This window comes from Afipia dichlorophenoxyacetatis, from assembly GCF_055386385.1.
Window position 1 is genome coordinate 2,756,493 of the sequence record NZ_AP029250.1, and the last position, 18,760, is coordinate 2,775,252.

At 61.4% G+C, this 18,760-nt stretch carries 23 protein-coding genes; 21 read left to right on the forward strand and 2 right to left on the reverse strand.

What is annotated here, in order from left to right; genetic code table 11:
• Positions 1-12: 12 nt before the first annotated feature.
• The 13 genes from rpsH to ACZ5C3_RS13000 all read left to right on the forward strand — a co-directional run bounded on the left by rpsH (position 13) and on the right by ACZ5C3_RS13000 (position 8,777).
• A complete protein-coding gene (gene rpsH / locus ACZ5C3_RS12940) occupies positions 13-411 on the forward strand; it encodes a 30S ribosomal protein S8 (protein WP_464038048.1) in 399 nt (132 codons plus the stop codon).
• 13 nt (positions 412-424) lie between these two features.
• Entirely contained in the window at positions 425-958 is a 534-nt protein-coding gene (gene rplF / locus ACZ5C3_RS12945) for a 50S ribosomal protein L6 (RefSeq protein ID WP_464038049.1), read from the forward strand.
• 11 nt (positions 959-969) lie between these two features.
• A complete protein-coding gene (gene rplR / locus ACZ5C3_RS12950) occupies positions 970-1,332 on the forward strand; it encodes a 50S ribosomal protein L18 (RefSeq protein ID WP_464038050.1) in 363 nt (120 codons plus the stop codon).
• A gap of 53 nt (positions 1,333-1,385) precedes the next feature.
• Positions 1,386-1,964 (forward strand): 30S ribosomal protein S5, encoded by a 579-nt coding sequence (gene rpsE / locus ACZ5C3_RS12955; RefSeq protein WP_424630877.1) that lies wholly within the window; start codon positions 1,386-1,388, stop codon positions 1,962-1,964.
• A gap of 27 nt (positions 1,965-1,991) precedes the next feature.
• Entirely contained in the window at positions 1,992-2,186 is a 195-nt protein-coding gene (gene rpmD, locus ACZ5C3_RS12960; RefSeq protein ID WP_424630878.1) for a 50S ribosomal protein L30, read from the forward strand.
• Between the two features lie 11 nt (positions 2,187-2,197).
• Positions 2,198-2,683 carry a 50S ribosomal protein L15 gene (gene rplO, locus ACZ5C3_RS12965; protein ID WP_464038051.1) on the forward strand — a complete coding sequence of 162 codons (486 nt, stop codon included), beginning with the start codon at positions 2,198-2,200 and terminating at the stop codon, positions 2,681-2,683.
• A gap of 113 nt (positions 2,684-2,796) precedes the next feature.
• Complete coding sequence (secY, locus tag ACZ5C3_RS12970; protein ID WP_464038052.1) at positions 2,797-4,128, forward strand: preprotein translocase subunit SecY; 1,332 nt, start codon at positions 2,797-2,799, stop codon at positions 4,126-4,128.
• Complete coding sequence (locus ACZ5C3_RS12975) at positions 4,125-5,078, forward strand: adenylate kinase (RefSeq protein ID WP_464038053.1); 954 nt, start codon at positions 4,125-4,127, stop codon at positions 5,076-5,078. Before secY ends, ACZ5C3_RS12975 begins: the two co-directional genes overlap by 4 nt.
• A gap of 153 nt (positions 5,079-5,231) precedes the next feature.
• Positions 5,232-5,600 (forward strand): 30S ribosomal protein S13, encoded by a 369-nt coding sequence (rpsM, locus tag ACZ5C3_RS12980; RefSeq protein ID WP_464038054.1) that lies wholly within the window; start codon positions 5,232-5,234, stop codon positions 5,598-5,600.
• 104 nt (positions 5,601-5,704) lie between these two features.
• Positions 5,705-6,094, forward strand: a complete 390-nt coding sequence (gene rpsK / locus ACZ5C3_RS12985) for a 30S ribosomal protein S11 (protein WP_006021048.1) — start codon at positions 5,705-5,707, stop codon at positions 6,092-6,094.
• Between the two features lie 106 nt (positions 6,095-6,200).
• Positions 6,201-7,232, forward strand: coding sequence for a DNA-directed RNA polymerase subunit alpha (locus tag ACZ5C3_RS12990; RefSeq protein ID WP_424630883.1), 1,032 nt, complete (start codon positions 6,201-6,203; stop codon positions 7,230-7,232).
• Between the two features lie 119 nt (positions 7,233-7,351).
• On the forward strand, positions 7,352-7,771 hold the full coding sequence (gene rplQ / locus ACZ5C3_RS12995) for a 50S ribosomal protein L17 (protein WP_464038055.1): 420 nt from the start codon (positions 7,352-7,354) through the stop codon (positions 7,769-7,771).
• Positions 7,772-7,982: 211 nt separating this feature from the next.
• Positions 7,983-8,777 (forward strand): SDR family NAD(P)-dependent oxidoreductase, encoded by a 795-nt coding sequence (locus tag ACZ5C3_RS13000; protein WP_464038056.1) that lies wholly within the window; start codon positions 7,983-7,985, stop codon positions 8,775-8,777.
• A 129-nt stretch (positions 8,778-8,906) separates the two neighbouring features.
• Here the strand turns inward: ACZ5C3_RS13000 and ACZ5C3_RS13005 are convergent, their stop codons facing one another.
• Positions 8,907-9,920: a zinc-binding alcohol dehydrogenase family protein gene (locus ACZ5C3_RS13005; protein WP_464038057.1), complete on the reverse strand. Its 1,014-nt coding sequence runs from the start codon at positions 9,918-9,920 to the stop codon at positions 8,907-8,909.
• Positions 9,921-10,034: 114 nt separating this feature from the next.
• On the opposite strand from ACZ5C3_RS13005, the gene ACZ5C3_RS13010 reads away from it, so the two are divergent.
• From ACZ5C3_RS13010 to ACZ5C3_RS13035, 6 genes are read left to right on the forward strand one after another with little or no spacing between them, the layout of a single operon-like run.
• On the forward strand, positions 10,035-10,439 hold the full coding sequence (locus ACZ5C3_RS13010) for a winged helix-turn-helix transcriptional regulator (protein ID WP_464038058.1): 405 nt from the start codon (positions 10,035-10,037) through the stop codon (positions 10,437-10,439).
• 50 nt (positions 10,440-10,489) lie between these two features.
• Positions 10,490-11,881: a DegQ family serine endoprotease gene (locus tag ACZ5C3_RS13015; RefSeq protein ID WP_464044743.1), complete on the forward strand. Its 1,392-nt coding sequence runs from the start codon at positions 10,490-10,492 to the stop codon at positions 11,879-11,881.
• Positions 11,878-13,209: a replication-associated recombination protein A gene (locus ACZ5C3_RS13020; RefSeq protein WP_464038059.1), complete on the forward strand. Its 1,332-nt coding sequence runs from the start codon at positions 11,878-11,880 to the stop codon at positions 13,207-13,209. Before ACZ5C3_RS13015 ends, ACZ5C3_RS13020 begins: the two co-directional genes overlap by 4 nt.
• A complete protein-coding gene (locus tag ACZ5C3_RS13025; protein WP_464044744.1) occupies positions 13,206-14,477 on the forward strand; it encodes an RluA family pseudouridine synthase in 1,272 nt (423 codons plus the stop codon). Before ACZ5C3_RS13020 ends, ACZ5C3_RS13025 begins: the two co-directional genes overlap by 4 nt.
• A 43-nt stretch (positions 14,478-14,520) precedes the next feature.
• Positions 14,521-14,889, forward strand: a complete 369-nt coding sequence (locus ACZ5C3_RS13030; RefSeq protein WP_464038061.1) for a hypothetical protein — start codon at positions 14,521-14,523, stop codon at positions 14,887-14,889.
• 15 nt (positions 14,890-14,904) lie between these two features.
• The gene (locus tag ACZ5C3_RS13035) at positions 14,905-15,678 is read left to right on the forward strand and encodes an ATP12 family chaperone protein (RefSeq protein WP_464038062.1); all 774 of its coding nucleotides are present in this window, start codon (positions 14,905-14,907) and stop codon (positions 15,676-15,678) included.
• Between the two features lie 9 nt (positions 15,679-15,687).
• On the opposite strand, the gene ACZ5C3_RS13040 is transcribed toward ACZ5C3_RS13035, so the two are convergent.
• Positions 15,688-16,137, reverse strand: a complete 450-nt coding sequence (locus tag ACZ5C3_RS13040; RefSeq protein WP_464038063.1) for a hypothetical protein — start codon at positions 16,135-16,137, stop codon at positions 15,688-15,690.
• Between the two features lie 192 nt (positions 16,138-16,329).
• Between ACZ5C3_RS13040 and fliK the strand changes: the two genes are divergently transcribed.
• Positions 16,330-18,339 carry a flagellar hook-length control protein FliK gene (gene fliK / locus ACZ5C3_RS13045; protein ID WP_464038064.1) on the forward strand — a complete coding sequence of 670 codons (2,010 nt, stop codon included), beginning with the start codon at positions 16,330-16,332 and terminating at the stop codon, positions 18,337-18,339.
• Positions 18,336-18,602, forward strand: a complete 267-nt coding sequence (locus ACZ5C3_RS13050; protein ID WP_464044745.1) for an EscU/YscU/HrcU family type III secretion system export apparatus switch protein — start codon at positions 18,336-18,338, stop codon at positions 18,600-18,602. Before fliK ends, ACZ5C3_RS13050 begins: the two co-directional genes overlap by 4 nt.
• The last annotated feature ends 158 nt before the right edge of the window (positions 18,603-18,760 follow it).

Sequence of the window (18,760 nt, forward strand, 5' to 3'; positions counted from 1 at the left end):
GGAGGGTCGGACATGTCAACGCACGATCCGATCAGCGATCTCATCACCCGCATCCGCAACGCACAGATGCGCAACAAGTCCAAGGTTTCGACCCCGGGCTCCAAGATGCGCGCCAATGTGCTCGAGGTGCTGAAGACCGAAGGTTACATCCGTGGTTATGCCGCGGTTGAGCATGCCGGCGGTCACAACGAACTCGAAATCGAGTTGAAGTATTTTGACGGCGCACCGGTCATCCGCGAGATCGAGCGGGTGTCGAAGCCGGGACGTCGTGTTTACGCTTCGGTCAAGAACCTGCCGCGCGTGCGCAACGGTCTTGGCATCTCGGTGCTGTCGACGCCGAAGGGAATCATGGCTGACCACGACGCGCGTGACGCGAACGTGGGCGGCGAAATTCTCTTCACGGTGTTCTGAGGAAGGAAGAGATATGTCACGCGTAGGCAAACGGCCCGTCGCGATCGCCTCGGGCGTCACCGCGAATGTCGAAGGGCAAACCGTCAAGATGAAGGGGCCGAAGGGCGCTCTTCAGTTCATCGTGCACGACGACGTCTCGGTAGAGATGAAGGACGGCAAGATCTCGGTTGCGCCGCGCTTTGAGACCAAGCGCGCTCGCTCGCTGTACGGCACCGCTCGTGCCCAGATCGCGAACCTGGTCGAAGGCGTCACCAAGGGCTTCGAGAAGAAGCTGGAAATCACCGGCGTCGGTTATCGCGCCGCGTTGCAGGGCAAGAACCTGCAGCTCGCGCTCGGCTACAGCCACGACGTGATCTATCCGATCCCGGAAGGGATCACGATCACCGTGCCGAAGCCGACCGAAATCACCGTCGTCGGCAACGACGCCCAGCGCGTCGGCCAGGTGGCTGCGGAGATCCGCAGCTATCGTCCGCCGGAGCCTTATAAGGGCAAGGGTGTGAAGTACGTAGGCGAATTCATCTTCCGCAAGGAAGGCAAGAAGAAGTAACGGAGCCGGTCATGTCGAAACTCAAGGTCACGAATGCCCGGCGCAAGCAGCGAGTGCGTCTTTCGCTGCGCCGGACTGCCAACGGACGTCCTCGTCTGTCGGTGTTCCGTTCGTCGAAGCACATCTATGCGCAGGTCATCGACGACCTGAAGGGCGAGACGCTCGCTTCGGCGTCATCGTTGGAGAAGTCGATGCGCGAAACCGGCAAGACCGGCGCCGACATCGATGCGGCGAAGGCTGTCGGAAAGTTGCTTGCCGAGCGCGCCGTAAAGAAGGGCGTCAAGGACGTGGTTTTCGATCGTGGTGGCTATCTCTACCACGGCCGCGTCAAGGCGCTCGGCGATGCCGCGCGCGAGAGCGGACTGAATTTCTGATTTAACCGGATACAAGAGCAGGGGTCTTTGCCCCTCAAGGATTGGAAAAGACAATGGCAGCTGAACGCGAACGCGGTGGACGCGAACGGGGCGGTCGGGATCGGGAAGAGCGCGATAGCGAGTTCGTTGACAAGCTCGTCCACATCAACCGTGTGGCGAAGGTCGTCAAGGGCGGTAAGCGCTTTGGTTTCGCAGCCCTGGTCGTCATTGGCGATCAGAAGGGCCGGGTCGGTTTCGGCCACGGCAAGGCGCGCGAAGTGCCGGAAGCCATCCGCAAGGCGACCGACTCAGCGAAGCGTAACCTGACGCGCGTTGCTCTGCGCGAAGGTCGCACGCTGCATCACGATATCGCCGGCCGTCATGGCGCGGGCCGCGTTTACCTGCGCGCTGCACCTGCCGGTACCGGTATCATCGCGGGTGGCCCGATGCGCGCTGTGTTCGAGACGCTCGGTATCCAGGACGTGGTGGCGAAGTCGGTCGGTTCGTCGAACCCTTACAACATGGTTCGCGCAACCTTCGACGCGCTGAAGCATCAGGATTCGCCGCGCTCGGTCGCTAACCGTCGCAACATCAAGGTTTCCACGCTGCAGTCGCGCCGCATCGGCGGTGACGCGGAAGCAGCAGCGGACTAATTCACGCGCCCTTTTGGAGTTAAGACAATGGCCAAGGCCGCAAAAACCATCAAGGTCGAGCAGACCGGCAGCGCAATCCGCCGCCATGAATCGCAGCGCGCGACGCTGATCGGCCTGCGTCTGAACAAGATCGGTCGCGTCTCTGAACTGCAGGATACGCCTGAAGTTCGCGGCATGATCAACAAGGTCAAGCATCTCGTTCGCGTCGTCGACGAGAAGTAAGGAAGAGAACGATGAAGCTCACCGATCTCGCCGACAACCCCGGCTCGCGCAAGAAGCGCATGCGGGTTGGCCGTGGCATTGGCTCCGGCAAGGGTAAGCAGGCAGGCCGCGGCGGCAAGGGCCAGACCGCGCGCTCGGGCGTGCGCATCAAGGGTTTCGAAGGCGGCCAGATGCCGCTGCATCGTCGCCTGCCGAAGCGCGGCTTTAACAACATCTTCCGTCTCGATTTAACGGAAGTGAATCTTGATCGCCTGCAGGAAGCCATCGATGCGGGCAAGCTCGACGCCAAGGCGACGATCAATGCCGAGACGCTGGTGAAGTCGGGCTTGCTCCGTCGCGCCAAAGACGGCGTGCGGTTGCTCGGCCGTGGCGAACTCAAGGCCAAGGTCACCATCGAAGTGTACGGCGCCACCAAGACTGCCATCGAGGCGGTTGAGAAGGCCGGCGGCTCGGTGAAGATCCTTGCGCCGAAGAAGGACGAAGGCGAGGCGGCCTGATTCCGCGTTCCCGGGCTTGTGAAGGGCACCCACGACGTTACTTCCTATATTGGCGTTTCGGACGTGGGTGACCGGATATCCCGGTACTAAGTGCTAAAGGATCGGAGCCTCGAATGGCCTCTGCAGCGGAACAATTAGCGGCAAATCTCAACTTCTCGGCGTTCGCAAAGGCTGACGAACTCAAAAAGCGCATCTGGTTTACCCTGGGTGCGCTGCTTGTTTATCGGCTGGGCACCTACATCCCGCTGCCGGGCATCGACCCGAACATATGGGATCAGGTTTTCAAGTCGCAGGCCGGCGGTATTCTCGGCATGTTCAATATGTTCGCCGGCGGTGGCATTCACCGCATGGCGATTTTTGCATTGAACATCATGCCGTACATCTCGGCATCGATCATCATCCAGCTTCTGACGAGCGTGTCGCCGCAGCTCGAAGCCCTCAAGAAAGAGGGCGAGGCGGGCCGCAAGACCCTCAACCAATACACCCGTTACCTGACCGTCGTTCTCGCGGCCTTCCAGGCCTACGGCATCGGTGTCGGCCTCGAAGGCGCGGGCAACGTCGTGGCCGATCCGGGCATGTTCTTCCGTCTCTCGACGCTGATCACGCTGACCGGCGGCACCATGTTCCTGATGTGGCTGGGTGAGCAGATCACCTCGCGCGGCATCGGTAACGGTATCTCGCTGATCATTCTCTCCGGTATCGTCGCGGAGCTTCCGTCGGCCATCGCCGGCACCCTCGAACTGGGCCGTCAGGGCGCTTTGTCGACCTTCGTGATCCTTGCGATCATCATCATGGCCGTTGCGGTCATCATGCTGATCGTGTTCGTGGAGCGCGCACAGCGCCGGCTGCTGATCCAGTATCCGAAGCGCCAGGTCGGCAACAAGATGTTCGAGGGCCAGTCCTCGCATCTGCCGCTCAAGCTCAATACCTCGGGCGTCATTCCGCCGATCTTCGCATCGTCGCTGCTGCTGCTGCCGACCACCATCGCAAGCTTCAACGCGGGCAAGGGGCCGGAGTGGTTCCAGTGGCTGACGACGCAGCTGGCCCACGGCCGTCCGTTGTTCCTGGTGCTGTATCTCGCGCTGATCGTGTTCTTCGCGTTCTTCTATACGGCGATCGTGTTTAACCCGGTCGAGACCGCGGACAACCTCAAGAAGCATGGCGGCTTCATTCCAGGCATCCGTCCGGGTGAGAGAACTGCTGAATATATCGATTATGTGCTGTCGCGTATCACCGTGATTGGTGCAATCTATCTGGCAGTCGTCTGTCTGATTCCAGAGATCCTGATTTCCTACGCCTCGGTGCCGTTCTATCTCGGCGGAACGTCATTGCTCATCGTCGTCAGCGTGACGATGGATACGGTGGCGCAGGTGCAGGGCTATCTGCTGGCGCATCAGTACGAAGGATTGATCCGGAAATCGAAATTGAGGGGCCGCCGTAAATGAGATTGATACTTCTCGGGCCGCCGGGGGCGGGCAAGGGAACACAGGCACAACGGCTAGTTCAAAAACACGGTATCGTTCAGCTCTCCACGGGAGATATGCTGCGTGCCGCAGTTGCAGCCGGAACGCCGATCGGTCTCAAGGCAAAGGACATCATGGCGAACGGCGGGCTGGTGCCCGACGAGGTCGTTGTTGGCATCATTGCTGATCGCATCGAAGAGCCGGACGCCAAGAAGGGCTTCATCCTCGATGGCTTTCCGCGCACCGTGCCGCAGGCCGAGGCGCTCGACGAGCTGTTGAAGAAGAAGCACGTCAAGCTCGATGCCGTCGTCGAATTGCGCGTCAATGAAAGCGCCCTGATCGAGCGGGTCGAGACGCGGGTCGCACAGATGCGCGAGCGCGGTGAGAACGTGCGTATCGACGATACGCCCGAGGTGTTGGCCAAGCGCCTGGCGAGCTATCGCGCCCAGACCGAGCCGCTGGTGCATTACTATTCCGAGAAGCGGAAGCTGATGACCATCGATGGCATGATGACCATCGAGCAGGTCACAGGGGCTATTAACCGCCTGCTGTCCGCCATTGGAGCGACCGAATCGGCGGTGGCGGCGAAGTCCGAGAAGAAGGCAGCCAAGAAGACCGCGTCGGCAAAGACCGGTTCCAAGACCGCTGCTAAGTCGACGAAGACCGCCAAAAAGGCCTCTAAGGCCAAGGCGGTCGCTAAGGACGCTAAGAAATCTGCCAAGAAATCCGCTGCCAAGGCGCCGGCAAAGGCCAAAAAAGCCGCCAAAACGGCCCGTGGGAGCGTTGCCAGGGCCTCCAAGGCCGCCAAAAAGCGGTCCGCGGGGGCTAAGGGCCGGGGAGGTGCGGCAAGGGCCGCGCAGACCCGGAAGGTGGCCAAAAAGGTCACGAAAAAGCGAGCTAAAGCCGTCAAGCGGTTGACGAAACGCCGCTAAATACATTAATAAGCCCGCATCCAGTCGGATTGTTCAGACGATGCCGGGCCCCGAACGAGAAATGGGGAGGGCGTCGTGTTCGCGTTTGGAACGCCCGCCCGACAAACAGAATAACCAGCCGATCCCAGATGGACGGCGACAGGAGCGAAGACCGTGGCCCGTATTGCAGGCGTGAACATTCCGACCAACAAGCGCGTGCTGATTGCGCTTCAGTATATCCATGGCATCGGCCAGAAGAACGCCGCTGACATCATGGAAAAGGTCAAGATCCCGACCGATCGTCGTGTATCGCAGTTGACCGACCAGGAAGTTTTGCAGATCCGCGAAATGATCGACCGTGACTATCTGGTCGAGGGCGATTTGCGCCGTGAAGTCGGCATGAACATCAAGCGCCTGATGGACCTCGGTTGCTACCGCGGTCTGCGTCATCGTCGTGGCCTTCCGGTGCGTGGTCAGCGGACCCACACCAACGCCCGCACCCGCAAGGGTCCGGCAAAGGCCATCGCCGGCAAGAAGAAGTAAGCAACGAATTAAGCGGGGAGTGGCGAGCTGTCAGGTTCGCCACTCGCTGCTTTGGTGTAGCCGCTGGCACTACGGCGGCGTTGAGATCGTAAGAAGGAATCACAATGGGTAAAGAAGCCACTCGCGTCCGCCGCCGTGAACGCAAGAACATCGCATCCGGCATCGCGCACGTGAATTCGTCGTTCAACAACACGACCATCACCATCACCGACGCACAGGGCAACACCATTGCCTGGTCGTCCGCTGGCACGATGGGCTTCAAGGGATCGCGCAAGTCGACACCGTATGCGGCGCAGGTTGCTGCCGAAGACGTGTCGAAGAAGGCGCAGGAGCACGGCATGCGCACCCTCGAAGTCGAGGTCGCTGGTCCGGGTTCGGGCCGTGAATCGGCTCTGCGCGCACTGCAGGCAGCGGGCTTTACCGTGACGTCGATCCGTGACGTCACCACGATCCCGCACAATGGTTGCCGTCCGCGCAAGCGTCGGCGCGTCTGATTTTTTACTGCCGCGGGTGGACCTAGCTTCACCCGCGTTTTGCTTAAAATGCGATGACGCGGGTATTCCGCGCCGCCATTCCTCCAACGCCAAGAATTCGAGTGGCATGGGTGAACAAGTGACGATCCAAAAGAATTGGCAAGAGCTCATTCGTCCGAACAAGCTGAACGTACAGCCTGGCTCGGATCCGACCCGTTTCGCTACCGTTGTTGCTGAGCCGCTCGAGCGCGGTTTTGGCCAGACGCTCGGCAACGCGCTTCGCCGCGTGCTGCTGTCGTCGCTGCAGGGCGCTGCCGTGCAGTCGGTCCACATCGACGGCGTGCTGCACGAGTTCTCCTCGATTGCCGGTGTACGTGAAGACGTGACCGACATTGTGCTGAACGTGAAGGACATCTCGATCAAGATGCAGGGCGAAGGCCCGAAGCGTATGGTCGTGAAGAAGCAGGGGCCGGGCGTTGTTACCGCCGGCGACATCCAGACCGTCGGCGACGTCGTCGTGCTGAATCCTGACCTGCAGATCTGCACCCTCGACGAGGGCGCTGAAATCCGCATGGAGTTCACTGTGAACTCCGGCAAGGGCTACGTTGCCGCTGAGCGCAACCGTCCTGAGGACGCGCCGATCGGCCTGATCCCGGTGGACAGCCTGTTCTCGCCGGTTCGCAAGGTCTCGTACAAGGTCGAGAACACCCGCGAAGGTCAGATCCTCGACTACGACAAGCTGACGCTGACCATTGAGACCAACGGCGCGATCTCGCCGGAAGATGCGCTCGCGTACTCGGCGCGTATCCTGCAGGATCAGCTCAACGTGTTCGTCAACTTCGAAGAGCCACGCAAGGAAGTTGCGCAGGAGATCATTCCAGATCTCGCCTTCAATCCTGCGTTCCTCAAGAAGGTCGACGAGCTCGAGCTGTCGGTTCGTTCGGCAAACTGCCTGAAGAACGACAACATCGTCTACATCGGCGATCTGGTGCAGAAGTCGGAAGCCGAAATGCTCCGCACGCCGAACTTCGGCCGCAAGTCGCTGAACGAAATCAAGGAAGTGCTGGCCCAGATGGGTCTGCACCTCGGCATGGAAGTGCCGGGCTGGCCGCCGGAGAACATCGACGAGCTCGCCAAGCGCTTCGAGGATCACTACTAAGATTGGAAGGTTGGCCGGGGTCACCCGGCCATCTTTCTTTGCTGTTTCTACGGGCGAACGCAGGTGGCCCACCTGAGCAAAGCGACGAACCGTCGCGATTCAAAATGAGGACTTAAATTATGCGTCACGGCAAGGTTCATCGCAAACTCAACCGCACTGCAGAGCATCGTCGTGCCATGTTCGCCAACATGAGCGCGTCGCTGATCAAGCACGAGCAGATCATCACCACTTTGCCGAAGGCAAAGGAACTGCGTCCGATCGTCGAGAAGCTCGTCACTCTCGGCAAGAAGGGCGGTCTCTCCATGCGCCGTCAGGCGATCAGCGAGATGCGCGACGTCGACCAGGTCAAGAAGCTCTTCGACGTGCTCGCTCCGCGCTACAAGGACCGCCAGGGCGGCTATACCCGCATCATCAAGGCCGGCTTCCGCTACGGCGACAACGCGCCTCTCGCTGTGATCGAGTTCGTCGATCGCGATGAAGACGCCAAGGGCCAGGATTCAGGTCCGGTGCAGGAAAAGGCCTCCGACGAGGCAGCGTAAGCTTACTCTCGATACAGTTTTTCAAAAGCGGCGCCTGGTGCGCCGCTTTTTTGTTTTGGGGCGCGATGGCATTCGCGGTGTAAGCCGCCATATGGAGCGCCGAGAGCGTTTTCGAGCGAAGTGGCTACCGGTTCGCGTGAAGAAAATGCGTCAATCGAGAATTGAGAGCTTCGGTTCTGATTCCATCAGAGCCGAAGCAAAGGAGCGTTCCATGAAAATTGATCTATCCGGCAAAACCGCAGTCGTGACCGGTTCAGGAAGCGGAATTGGTCTTGCGATTGCCAGGGGACTTGCCGGCACCGGGGCAAGCGTCGTGGTGAATAGCCGGACGCAAGAGAAGGCGGACGCTGCGGCCGCGTCGATCACGAAGGCTGTGCCGGGAGCAAAGGTTCGTGGTGTTGCGGCGGATGTGTCGACGGCAGCAGGTTGTGCAAAGCTCGTTGAAGAGGTGCCGAGCACCGATATCCTCATCAACAACACCGGCATCTTCGAGCCGAAGGACTTCTTCGAGATCACCGATGAAGACTGGACTCGTTTCTTCGAGACGAATGTGATGTCGGGCGTGCGCCTGTCGCGCGCTTACATGAAGGGGATGCTTCAGCGTAACTGGGGGCGCATCGTTTTCATTTCGTCGGAATCCGCGCTGAATATTCCGACCGAAATGATTCAGTACGGCACGACAAAAACTGCGCAGCTCGCCATCTCGCGTGGCCTTGCGGAGCTGACCAAGGGTACGGCCGTCACTGTCAATTCCGTACTGCCGGGGCCGACGTTGTCTGAAGGTGTCGAGACCTTCGTGAAGAATCTCGCACGGCAAAATGGTCAGTCGGAAGAAGAAGCTGCGTCGCTTTTCGTCAAGCAACATCGTTCGACATCGCTGATTCAGCGCTTTGCCAGCGTCGATGAGATCGCGAACATGGTGGTCTATGTTAGTTCGCGCGAAGCTTCCGCTACCAATGGTGCAGCGCTGCGTGTTGAAGGCGGCATTCTTCAAACGATCGCGTAAGCGTTCTTTTTGAGAGATCGTTGAGAAAATTCTAGGCGCCGTTTTTTTTGAGGGCGTTGAAATGAGAGGAAAGGGATAGTCGGAATGACTATCCCTTTTTTGTTGTCTGCGCTTTTCATCCGCGCGCAGTTACCAGCCTTCCAGCACCAGCTTGCCGGTGGCGCGTCCGCTCTCAAGCAGCGCGTGAGCCCGCTTGAGGTTGGCGGCGTTGATGGTGCCGAGCATCTCGCCAAGTGTGGTGCGCAACACGCCGTTGTCGATCAAGTTCGCGACATCTTCTAACATGTGGTGCTGCGCGATCATGTCGTCGGTCTGGAATGTGGAGCGGGTAAACATCAGCTCCCAATGCAACGACACCGACTTGCCCTTGAGCAGGTTCACGTTCAGCGAAGCGGGGTCGTCAATCAATCCGATCTTGCCCTGTGGCGCGATGATCTCGGCGAAGGACGCGAAGTGCTGCTCGGTGTTGGTGAGGCCGGTGATCAATGCGACCGGTGGCACCTTGAGTGCGTCGATCTGTTCCTTCATCGGCTTGGAATGGTCGATGACATGATGCGCGCCGAGATCGAGGCACCACTTGCGGGATTCGGGACGCGACGCTGTGGCGACGATGGTGAGGCCAGTGAGGCGACGCGCGAGCTGGATCAGGATCGAGCCGACCCCGCCGGCGCCGCCGACGATCAGCAGCGTGCGCGGATCGAGGCTCTTGCCGGGGGCAACGCCAAGCCGGTCGAACAGCAATTCCCATGCGGTCACGGACGTCAGGGGCAGGGCGGCGGCCTGCGCGAACGACAGCGTCTTCGGCTTGCGGCCGACGATGCGTTCGTCAACCACATGGAATTCTGAGTTGGTGCCCGGCCGCAGGATCGTGCCGGCGTACCAGACTTCGTCGCCCGGCTTGAACAGCGACACGTCCGGTCCCACGGCATCGACAATACCGGCGGCGTCAAAGCCGAGGACCTTGGTTTCACCCTCTGGCGGCTCGGCGCGCTTGCGCACCTTGTAGTCAACGGGATTCGCGGAGATCGCCTTCACCGCGACACGGATATCGCGTCCCTTTGGTTCCGGCTTGGGAGCCTCGAAATCGATCAGGGATTCGGGCGCATCGATCGGCAGCGATTTCTTGTAACCCACGGCTTTCATCATCAGGCTCCATTTGCAGCGTCTGCCTGCCTACCTGTCTCGCCCTGTCGTGAATTGCAAGTACTGTCGTTTCGGGGATATAGTCACCGTTTGGATACTAATGGGAGTTTCCCCTTGAAACGCAAGGATTTCGGTTGCGGTCCTGGTTGCCCGGTGGAGGTGACGCTGGACCTGATCGACGGCAAGTGGAAGGGCGTGATCCTCTATCACCTGCAGGAGGGGCGTCTGCGCTTTGGCGAATTGCGCAAGCGGCTGCCTGGGATCACTCAACGGATGCTGACCAAGCAGCTGCGTGCCTTGGAGGAGGATGACCTGATCATCCGCAAGGTGTATGCCGAGGTGCCGCCACGGGTGGATTATGAACTGTCCGAAACGGGGCTTCGGCTTCGGCCGGTGATCGATGCGCTGAAAGCATGGGGCGAGGATCATCGTGCCCGGCTTGCTGCATCTGAGGTAAAGAAGGCAAAATCGCAACCCGGAAACACCACGCGCCAGGCGCGGCAACCGCAACCGGCTTAACCCCACATCGTTATTCCATTTCCTCTGACCTAAAACTCAGGATCGTTTTCATGACCGTTCTCCGCGCGCTCACTGCGCTTCTCGTTTCAACCGTTGTTGTGGCTCCGGCATTGGCGCAGGATCGCTTCGTCCCAACGCAGGGACAGTTGCGCGCGTCCTATGCGCCCGTCGTGCAGCATGTGCAGCCGGCCGTCGTGAACGTTTATGCCGCGAAGATCGTGCAGAACCGCAATCCCTTCCTCGACGATCCGATCTTCCGCCGCTTCTTTGGCGGGCCGGGCCAGCAGCCGGAGCAGATGCAGCGCTCGCTGGGCTCGGGTGTGATGGTCGATCCGTCGGGTCTCGTCGTCACCAACAACCACGTCATCGAAGGCGCGGATCAGGTGAAGGTCTCGCTCTCTGACAAGCGCGAATTCGAAGCGGAGATCGTGCTGAAGGACAGCCGCACGGACCTGGCCGTGCTGCGGCTGAAGGACGCAAAAGAAAAATTCCCGGTTCTCGACTTCTCCAACTCGGATGACGCGCAGGTGGGTGACGTGGTGCTCGCCATCGGCAATCCATTCGGCGTCGGTCAAACCGTGACCCACGGCATCATCTCGGCGCTGGCGCGCACGCAGGTTGGCATCACCGACTATCAGTTCTTCATCCAGACTGACGCTGCGATCAATCCGGGCAATTCCGGCGGCGCCTTGGTGGACGTGACCGGAAAGCTTGTCGGCATCAACACCGCAATCTTCTCGCGCTCCGGTGGCTCGCAGGGGATCGGCTTTGCCATTCCGGCCAACATGGTGCGCGTGGTCGTCGCATCCGCCAAGGGTGGCAGCACCGAAGTGAAGCGGCCATGGCTCGGCGCGCGCTTGCAGACGGTGACGCCCGAGATAGCTGAAACACTCGGCCTGAAGCGTCCGACTGGTGCTCTTGTCGCCAGCGTCGCGAAGGGAAGTCCCGCAGACCGCGCGGGCCTGAAGATCTCCGACCTGATCGTGTCGATTGAAGGCCAGACGATCGACGATCCCAACGCGTTCGATTATCGCTTCGCGACGCGCCCGCTTGGTGGTTCGGCGCAGCTCGACGTGCAGCGCGGGAACAAAACCGTCAAGCTGGCAGTGCCGCTGGAGACTGCGCCCGACACCGGCCGCGACGAGATCGTGATCAAGGCGCGTTCGCCGTTCCAGGGTGCGAAGGTTGCCAACATTTCGCCGGCGCTTGCTGACGAGATGAAACTCGACAGCAGCGCCGAGGGCGTGATCATCGTCGGCATTTCGGACGATGGGCTTGCGAGCAACGTCGGATTCCAGAAGGGCGATATCATCACCGCGGTGAACGGCAAGCAGATCAAGCGCACGAGCGATCTCGAAAAGGCGTCGGGCGAGTCTTCGCGGCTCTGGCGCATCACCCTCGTGCGCGGCGGTCAGCAGATGAACGTCGTGTTGGGCGGATGAGCGCGAAACGCCCACAATCGTCGCCGAACCTCTTCGCTGCCGCGGGGCTGGAGCAGGACGCGCCGCGTCCGCTGCCGGAGAAGCTGCGGCCGCGGACGCTCGCCGATGTTGTCGGCCAAGACCACATTCTCGGTCCCGATGGTGCGCTGACCCGCATGCTGGAGACGCGCACCCTCGGCTCGCTGATCTTCTGGGGGCCGCCGGGCACCGGCAAAACCACGGTGGCGCGGCTGCTCGCGGACGCCACCGAACTCGAGTTTGAGCAGATCTCGGCGGTGTTCTCCGGCGTGGCCGATCTGAAGAAGGTGTTCGACGCCGCGCGGGCCCGCCGCGAGATGGGCAAGGGCACGCTGCTATTTGTGGACGAGGTACATCGCTTCAATCGCGCGCAGCAGGATTCCTTCCTGCCGGTGATGGAAGACGGCACCGTGGTGCTGGTCGGCGCCACCACGGAGAACCCATCGTTCGAACTCAACGCCGCTCTGTTGTCGCGGGCGCGGGTGCTGGTGTTTCAATCCCTCGATCCCGAGGCCGTCGAAAAACTTTACGCACGTGCCGAAGAGGTTGAAGGCAAAAAGCTGCCGCTCGATGCCGAGGCGCGGGCCGTGCTGGTGCGGATGGCCGATGGCGATGGCCGCGCCGCGCTGACGCTGGCTGAAGAAGTCTGGCGCGCGGCCAGGACGGATGAAGTTTTCAATGCGGTGCAGTTGCAGGAGATCCTGCAGCGCCGGGCGCCGATCTATGACAAGTCCGCTGACGGTCACTACAACCTGATCTCGGCTCTGCATAAGTCGGTGCGTGGCTCGGACCCTGATGCCGCGCTGTATTATTTCGCACGCATGCTGGACGCGGGTGAGGATCCGCTGTTCCTGGCGCGGCGTGTGGTGCGCATGGCGGTGGAAGACATCGGCCTCGCGGACCCGCAGGCGCTCGTCATCGCCAATGCGGCGAAGGATGCTTACGATTTTCTAGGAAGCCCGGAAGGCGAACTCGCCATCGCGCAGGCGGTGATCTATGTCGCCACCGCGCCGAAATCCAATGCTGCCTACAAGGCGTTCGGTATCGCCAAGCGCGTGGCGCAGGAGGGGGGCTCGCTGCTGCCGCCGAAGCACATCCTCAATTCGCCGACCAAGCTGATGCAGTCGGAAGGCTATGGGGCAGGCTATCAATACGATCACGACACGCCGGATGCGTTCTCGGGACAAGACTATTTCCCGGAAGCGCTCGGTCGGCAGTCGTTCTACAATCCACCGGACCGCGGCTTTGAACGCGAGATTCGCAAGCGGCTCGATTATTGGGCCAAGTTGAGAAAAGAAAAATCATCATGAGCCGCCGATTTAGAAAGCCACTCGCGAAGAAGTCGGAGCGCGGCGACAAGCGCGGTCCTGCGAAGCGTGGTCCCACCGAAAAGCGGGCCACAGCCAAACGCGGCTCGGAGCAGCGTGCAGAGAAGCGCGCGACGGAGAAGCGCGCAGTCGAGAAACACCTGTCTGAAAAGTTTTCACCGCGGCGTCCCGCCGGCGAGTTAGCTCGTTCGGCCAAGCCGGTGCGCGAGCCGCGACCCGAACCGGTGAGGGAAGAGGCCAAAGCCGCCGCGCCACTGCCGACCAAAGTGCAGACCGTTGTCGTCACCGCCGATGAAAACAACATGCGCGTCGACCGGTTTCTCGAGCATCGGTTTCCCGGCCTGTCGTTCTCCCATATCCAGCGTATCGTCCGTAAAGGCGAGCTGCGCATCAACGGCAAGCGCGCTGACAGCAAGGATCGGCTTGAAGAAGGCCAGAGCGTGCGCATTCCGCCGCTCAAGCTCGATGCGCCGAAGGTTGGTGGCAACCTGTCCGATGCCGAGACGAAGGCCCGCGATGATTTGCAGGCGATGATCCTGTTCGAGGACGCCGATGTCATGGTGCTGAACAAGCCGGCGGGTCTGGCGGTGCAAGGCGGCTCGGGATTGTCGCGGCACGTGGACGGCATGCTGGAGAGCATGCGCGACGCCAAAGGCCAGCGGCCGCGTCTGGTGCATCGTCTCGACCGCGAAACGTCGGGTTGCCTTCTGATCGCCAAGACCCGCTTTGCGGCCTCGACCCTGACGGGCTCGTTCCGCCATCGCTCGGCCCGCAAGATCTACTGGGCACTCGTGGCCGGGGTTCCGAAGCCGAAGCAGGGCCGCATTTCGACGTATCTCGCCAAGGAAGAGAACGAGGAAGACTCCATCATGCGCATCGCCGCCCATGGCGACGAGGGCGCAAGCCACGCGGTGACGTATTACGCTGTGGTCGAGGCCTCGGCACAGAAGCTCGCCTGGGTGTCGCTCAAGCCGGTGACCGGGCGCACCCACCAGCTGCGCGCCCATATGGCCCATATCGAGCATCCGATCGTCGGTGACCCGAAGTATTTCAATAAGGAAAACTGGGAGTTGCCGGGCGGCCTTCAGAAGCGGCTGCATCTTCTGGCGCGACGAATTGTCATCCCGCACCCGCGCGGAGGCGTGATCGATGTCACGGCACCGCTGCCGCCGCACATGCTGCAATCGTGGAACCTTTTGGGGCTCGAGCACGAACGGTTCGATCCGATCGAGAATGCCCCGGAAGAGTGATCATCATCTTGCCGTCGCAAAGCGGGATCACGATATGAGAGTGATGCGCAAGATTCTCGCAGCATTCCTGATCGGACTGGCCGTCCCGTTGGCTGGCGCGGCGCAGGCACAGGTGGGCTATCAGCCGCCGAACATGCAGCCCGTCATTCCATATCCGACCGCCCCGGCGCCGATCCCGCCGCCGCGGATCGAGGTGCCGGTGGTGCCCCAGATGAGCAACCCGCCGCCGTTCGCTTTGCAGAACACCACGCCCGGATTGGTGGAGCAGGGTGCGCCCCCGAAGCAGGTGCTGAAGTCCCGACATCGCAAGTCTTACAGCGATCGCGTTGCCCGCTGTCTCGACGAGGCGGCTGCATTGGGATATGGCCCCAATGGGCGTGCGGCCTATTCGCGTTCATGCGCTAATCAATGATTTCTGGAAAACACGATGCGTGAATTGTTCGACGAGGTTGCGGGGAAGTCTCCGCTCGATCCACGAGAAGCGTCGCGGCTGTCGGCGCGCACGCCGTTGCGCAAACGCTTTTATACAGCGGCGGATGTCTCTGAAGGGCCGGACGGTTTTGCCATCACGCTCGACGGTAAGACGGTTCGCACGCCAGGTAAGCATGTACTGGCCGCTCCCAACAAAGAAATCGCTGATGCCATCGCAGCCGAATGGAATGCGCAGAAAGAGCTGATCGATCCGATGTCGATGCCGCTGACGCGGCTGGCCAACAGCGTCATCGACGGCGTGGCGTGGAATACCCGCGCGGTCATCGATGACGCAGCGAAGTATTTCGAGACAGATTTGCTGCTCTATCGCGCAGGCTTCCCGGATGCGCTCGTGCAGCGGCAGGCCGATCACTGGGACCCCGTGCTGGGCTGGGCGGCGGAGGAGCTTGGGGCGCATTTCATTCTGGCGGAAGGCGTGATGCATGTCCGCCAGCCGGAGAAAGCCATCGCCGCCGCGCTTGCGAAGATGCCCGCCGACCCGTGGTCGGTGGGCGCATTCCATCTGGTGACGACGCTGACGGGCTCCGCGTTGCTGGCGCTGGCGTTTAAGCACGGCGCGCTCGACAAGGTGCAGGTCTGGACCGCCGCGCATGTGGACGAGGACTGGAACCGCGAGAAGTGGGGCGCCGACGAGGAGGTCGAAGCACGGCGGGCCTCGCGCCTGCTGGATTTCGAGGCCGCGGCCTTGGTGCTTAAGGCGATCCGCTAAGGTTTTGCCTCAGATCAAGTCGTGCTCCTTCATCGCCTTCTCCTCATCGGGGGCGATGCAGGCGAATAGTTTGGGCGAGCCCTCGGCGAAGTTCAGGAAATACAGATTCTGAAACCGGATCGTGCCTTTGCCGCCGTCCTTCGGGCGCTCATAGGCAAAGTCCCAGTGTACGCGCGCCATCACGTTGACGTCGTCGAGTTCGGTGATTTCAACCTGCGATATGACAAACTGTTTGCCGCCGATCTTGCGGTAGCGCCTGAAGCCTCGCGGGATCGCTCGGCGGAAATAGTCGTCGTTGGCGCTGCCGACCACACCCTTTGGGCCGGCTTCAACGAAAAACCGCGCGAAGCCGTCGCCCAGATCGTCGCCCACATCCCTGGTCGGGGACTGGAGCGCCTGGTTGCTGCGTTCGCTATAAGTTTTGAAAAATTCGAGCGCCTGATCCTTCAATCCCGTCATGCGCGCCTCCCGTGATGCGGGCGATCAACCGCAACGGCTAATTCCGGCGGAAGGTTCCGAAAAAATATCGACGGGTCCCGCGTCACGATTGGACATTTCGCATCGCATTCATCGCTCTGGTCGGCATTCGGTTAAGGAGGGGTTTACGTCGTTTGGCTAACTTGCCGCTCTAAGTAGCGTCGAGTTTGAGTCATGTCGTTCGCGATTAATCCTGTTTTCCCGGTCATCGCCGCGTCGAGCCCGACGGCAAGCACGTTGTTGCAGCCGGGCACGACAGTTAGCGCGCAAGTGCTGCAGCAGCTCGACGCCAATCGCGTCCGTATCGCTCTTCCCAACATGACGATTGAAGTGTTGTCGGAAGTGCCGCTGCAGGTGGGGCAGATCCTGCAACTGGCGGTATCGCAAACGCCGCAGGGCGTGCGATTGCAGATTGTGCCGCAGAACGACGGGGCGGCTCCAAATCCTCCAACAACGACCCCGGCGAATACCGCGGTGACGATTGTTGATATTCTGAGCACGACGGCGCAGCCCGCGCCGCCACCGGCTTCGACCAACGCATTGGTGACCACCGCTACCGACGCGACGCTGCTGGATATTTTGGAGACGACGGCGAAGCCCGGCGCGTCCACAACGGCGGGTGCTTCGACAACGGCGGACGGAACCGCATCCGCTGAAGCCGGCCCAGACGTGACCGGCAATGTCCGGGTCGATACGCCGACTGCGCCGACCGCGGCCGCCGCAGCGGGCCGCCCGCTGACAAACCTCGAGGCGTTGGCCGTCTCGGCCGCGGTTCAGACCGCTGCCGCCAAGCAGGGCAGTCTCGCGCCATTGTTTGCAAACCTGAGCGCGGCCATGGCGTCAGGCGCATTGCCTCAGACCCTGCAACAGGCCGCTGCGCAGCTCCTGGCGCTTCGGCCGAAGCTCAACGAAAATCTCAGTGGCGAAGACCTGAAAACCGCCTTCCGCAATTCGGGTTTGTTCCTCGAACAGTCGATGCCCAATACCGGCGGCGCATCGCAATCCATGGCCGGTTTGCCGGACATGAAGGCGGCCTTGATCGTCTTCCGTCAGACGCTGTCATCATGGCTCGCGACGCCAGCCGCACAGGAAGCTGCGAAGTCGCAGGGGCAGGGCACGGCGCAGGGTGCTGCATCGCAGACCTCGGCGTCGCAAAGTTCAACTGCGCAGGGGGCAGCTTCGGCAGGCGAGGGAGCTACGCCCCAAGGTACAGCTTCGCAAGGCACAGCTTTTCAAAGCATAGCCGCTCAACTCAGTGGACAATCCGCGTCATCCACGGCGGCGTTGCCCGGCAAGGTGACGCTGATGCTGCCCGGTGGAAGCCCATCGTTGGCGCCGGAGATCGATGCCGACGATATCATCTTACCGCGCTCGCCGATCCGGCCGGGCGCAGAGACCATCGAAGTCGAACCGAAGATGCGCATCTTCGCGCCGAACGAGCCGCTGCAGACGGCCACGGTGCGGTTGTCCGCGAGCGCTGCCGGATTGGCTTCGCTTCAGGAAGTGCTCGATGTGTTTCCGAAGGGCGTGCGCGATGCCGTGAAGGCATTGCTCGACGCCGACGCCTTCTACTCGCATACCGTTGCGCCGAAGAGCGATGCTCCGGCCCAGACGCCGCCTCCGCCGTTTCGTGGCTCGACGCCGACGGCGCAGGCCATGGCGCGCGCAACGCTCGGTCCGGATGATGCGCCGGGAACTGTAGCACAGCACCTGTTGAAGGACACCGATGCCGCCATCGCGCGGCAGACGTTGTTGCAGGCTGCATCGCTGCCGGACCGCGTCGATCTCCCGGGCCTGCGCACCGATGCCGGACAGCCGCGCTGGAATTTCGAAATTCCTTTCGCCACGCCGCAAGGCACGGCGATCGCGCAGTTCGAGATATCGCGTGACGGCGACGGCGTCGAAATCGGCCGCGCGCAGAAAACGTGGCGTGCGCGCTTCTCGTTGAATGTCGAGCCCACCGGCCCGGTGCATGCGGTGGTGACGCTCAGTGGTGAGCGCACATCGGTGCGCATGTGGGCGGAGCGTCCCAACACGGCCGCGCAACTGCGCGCCAATGCCGATCAGCTCACGCATGCATTGCGCGAGGCCGCCCTTGAGCCCGGAGACATCGTGATCCGGGACGGGGCGCCGCCGCCGCCGGCGCCGCCGCCGGCCGGCCAATTTTTGGATCGCGCATCATGATTACGCGTCCTGAAAGTCTGCTCGCCGTCGCGTTGCACTACGACAAAAAGGGTGCGCCGCGTGTCGTTGCCAAGGGCAGGGGCACCATCGGCGAGAAGATCCTCGAGGTCGCGAAAGAGCACGACATTCCCATCGAAGAGAATGAAGTGCTCGCGGGTGCGCTGTCGCATGTCGAACTCGGCGACGAGATCCCGGCGGAGCTCTACAAGGCCGTGGCGGAAGTTTTGATCTTCGTCATGAAACTGTCCGGCCGTCTGCGCTGAGCATGCCAGTGCTGCGCGGGACAATTGCCGGGTTTCGCGTCTAGTGTCCCGAATCCAAAGTTCGTTTCATGGTGCAGCGCGCTCTGTAGCGAACTTTGGATTCGAGAGGACACTAGCAACCTTATGATTCTAGTGTGGTTTTGGTTTAGAAGTTCGCT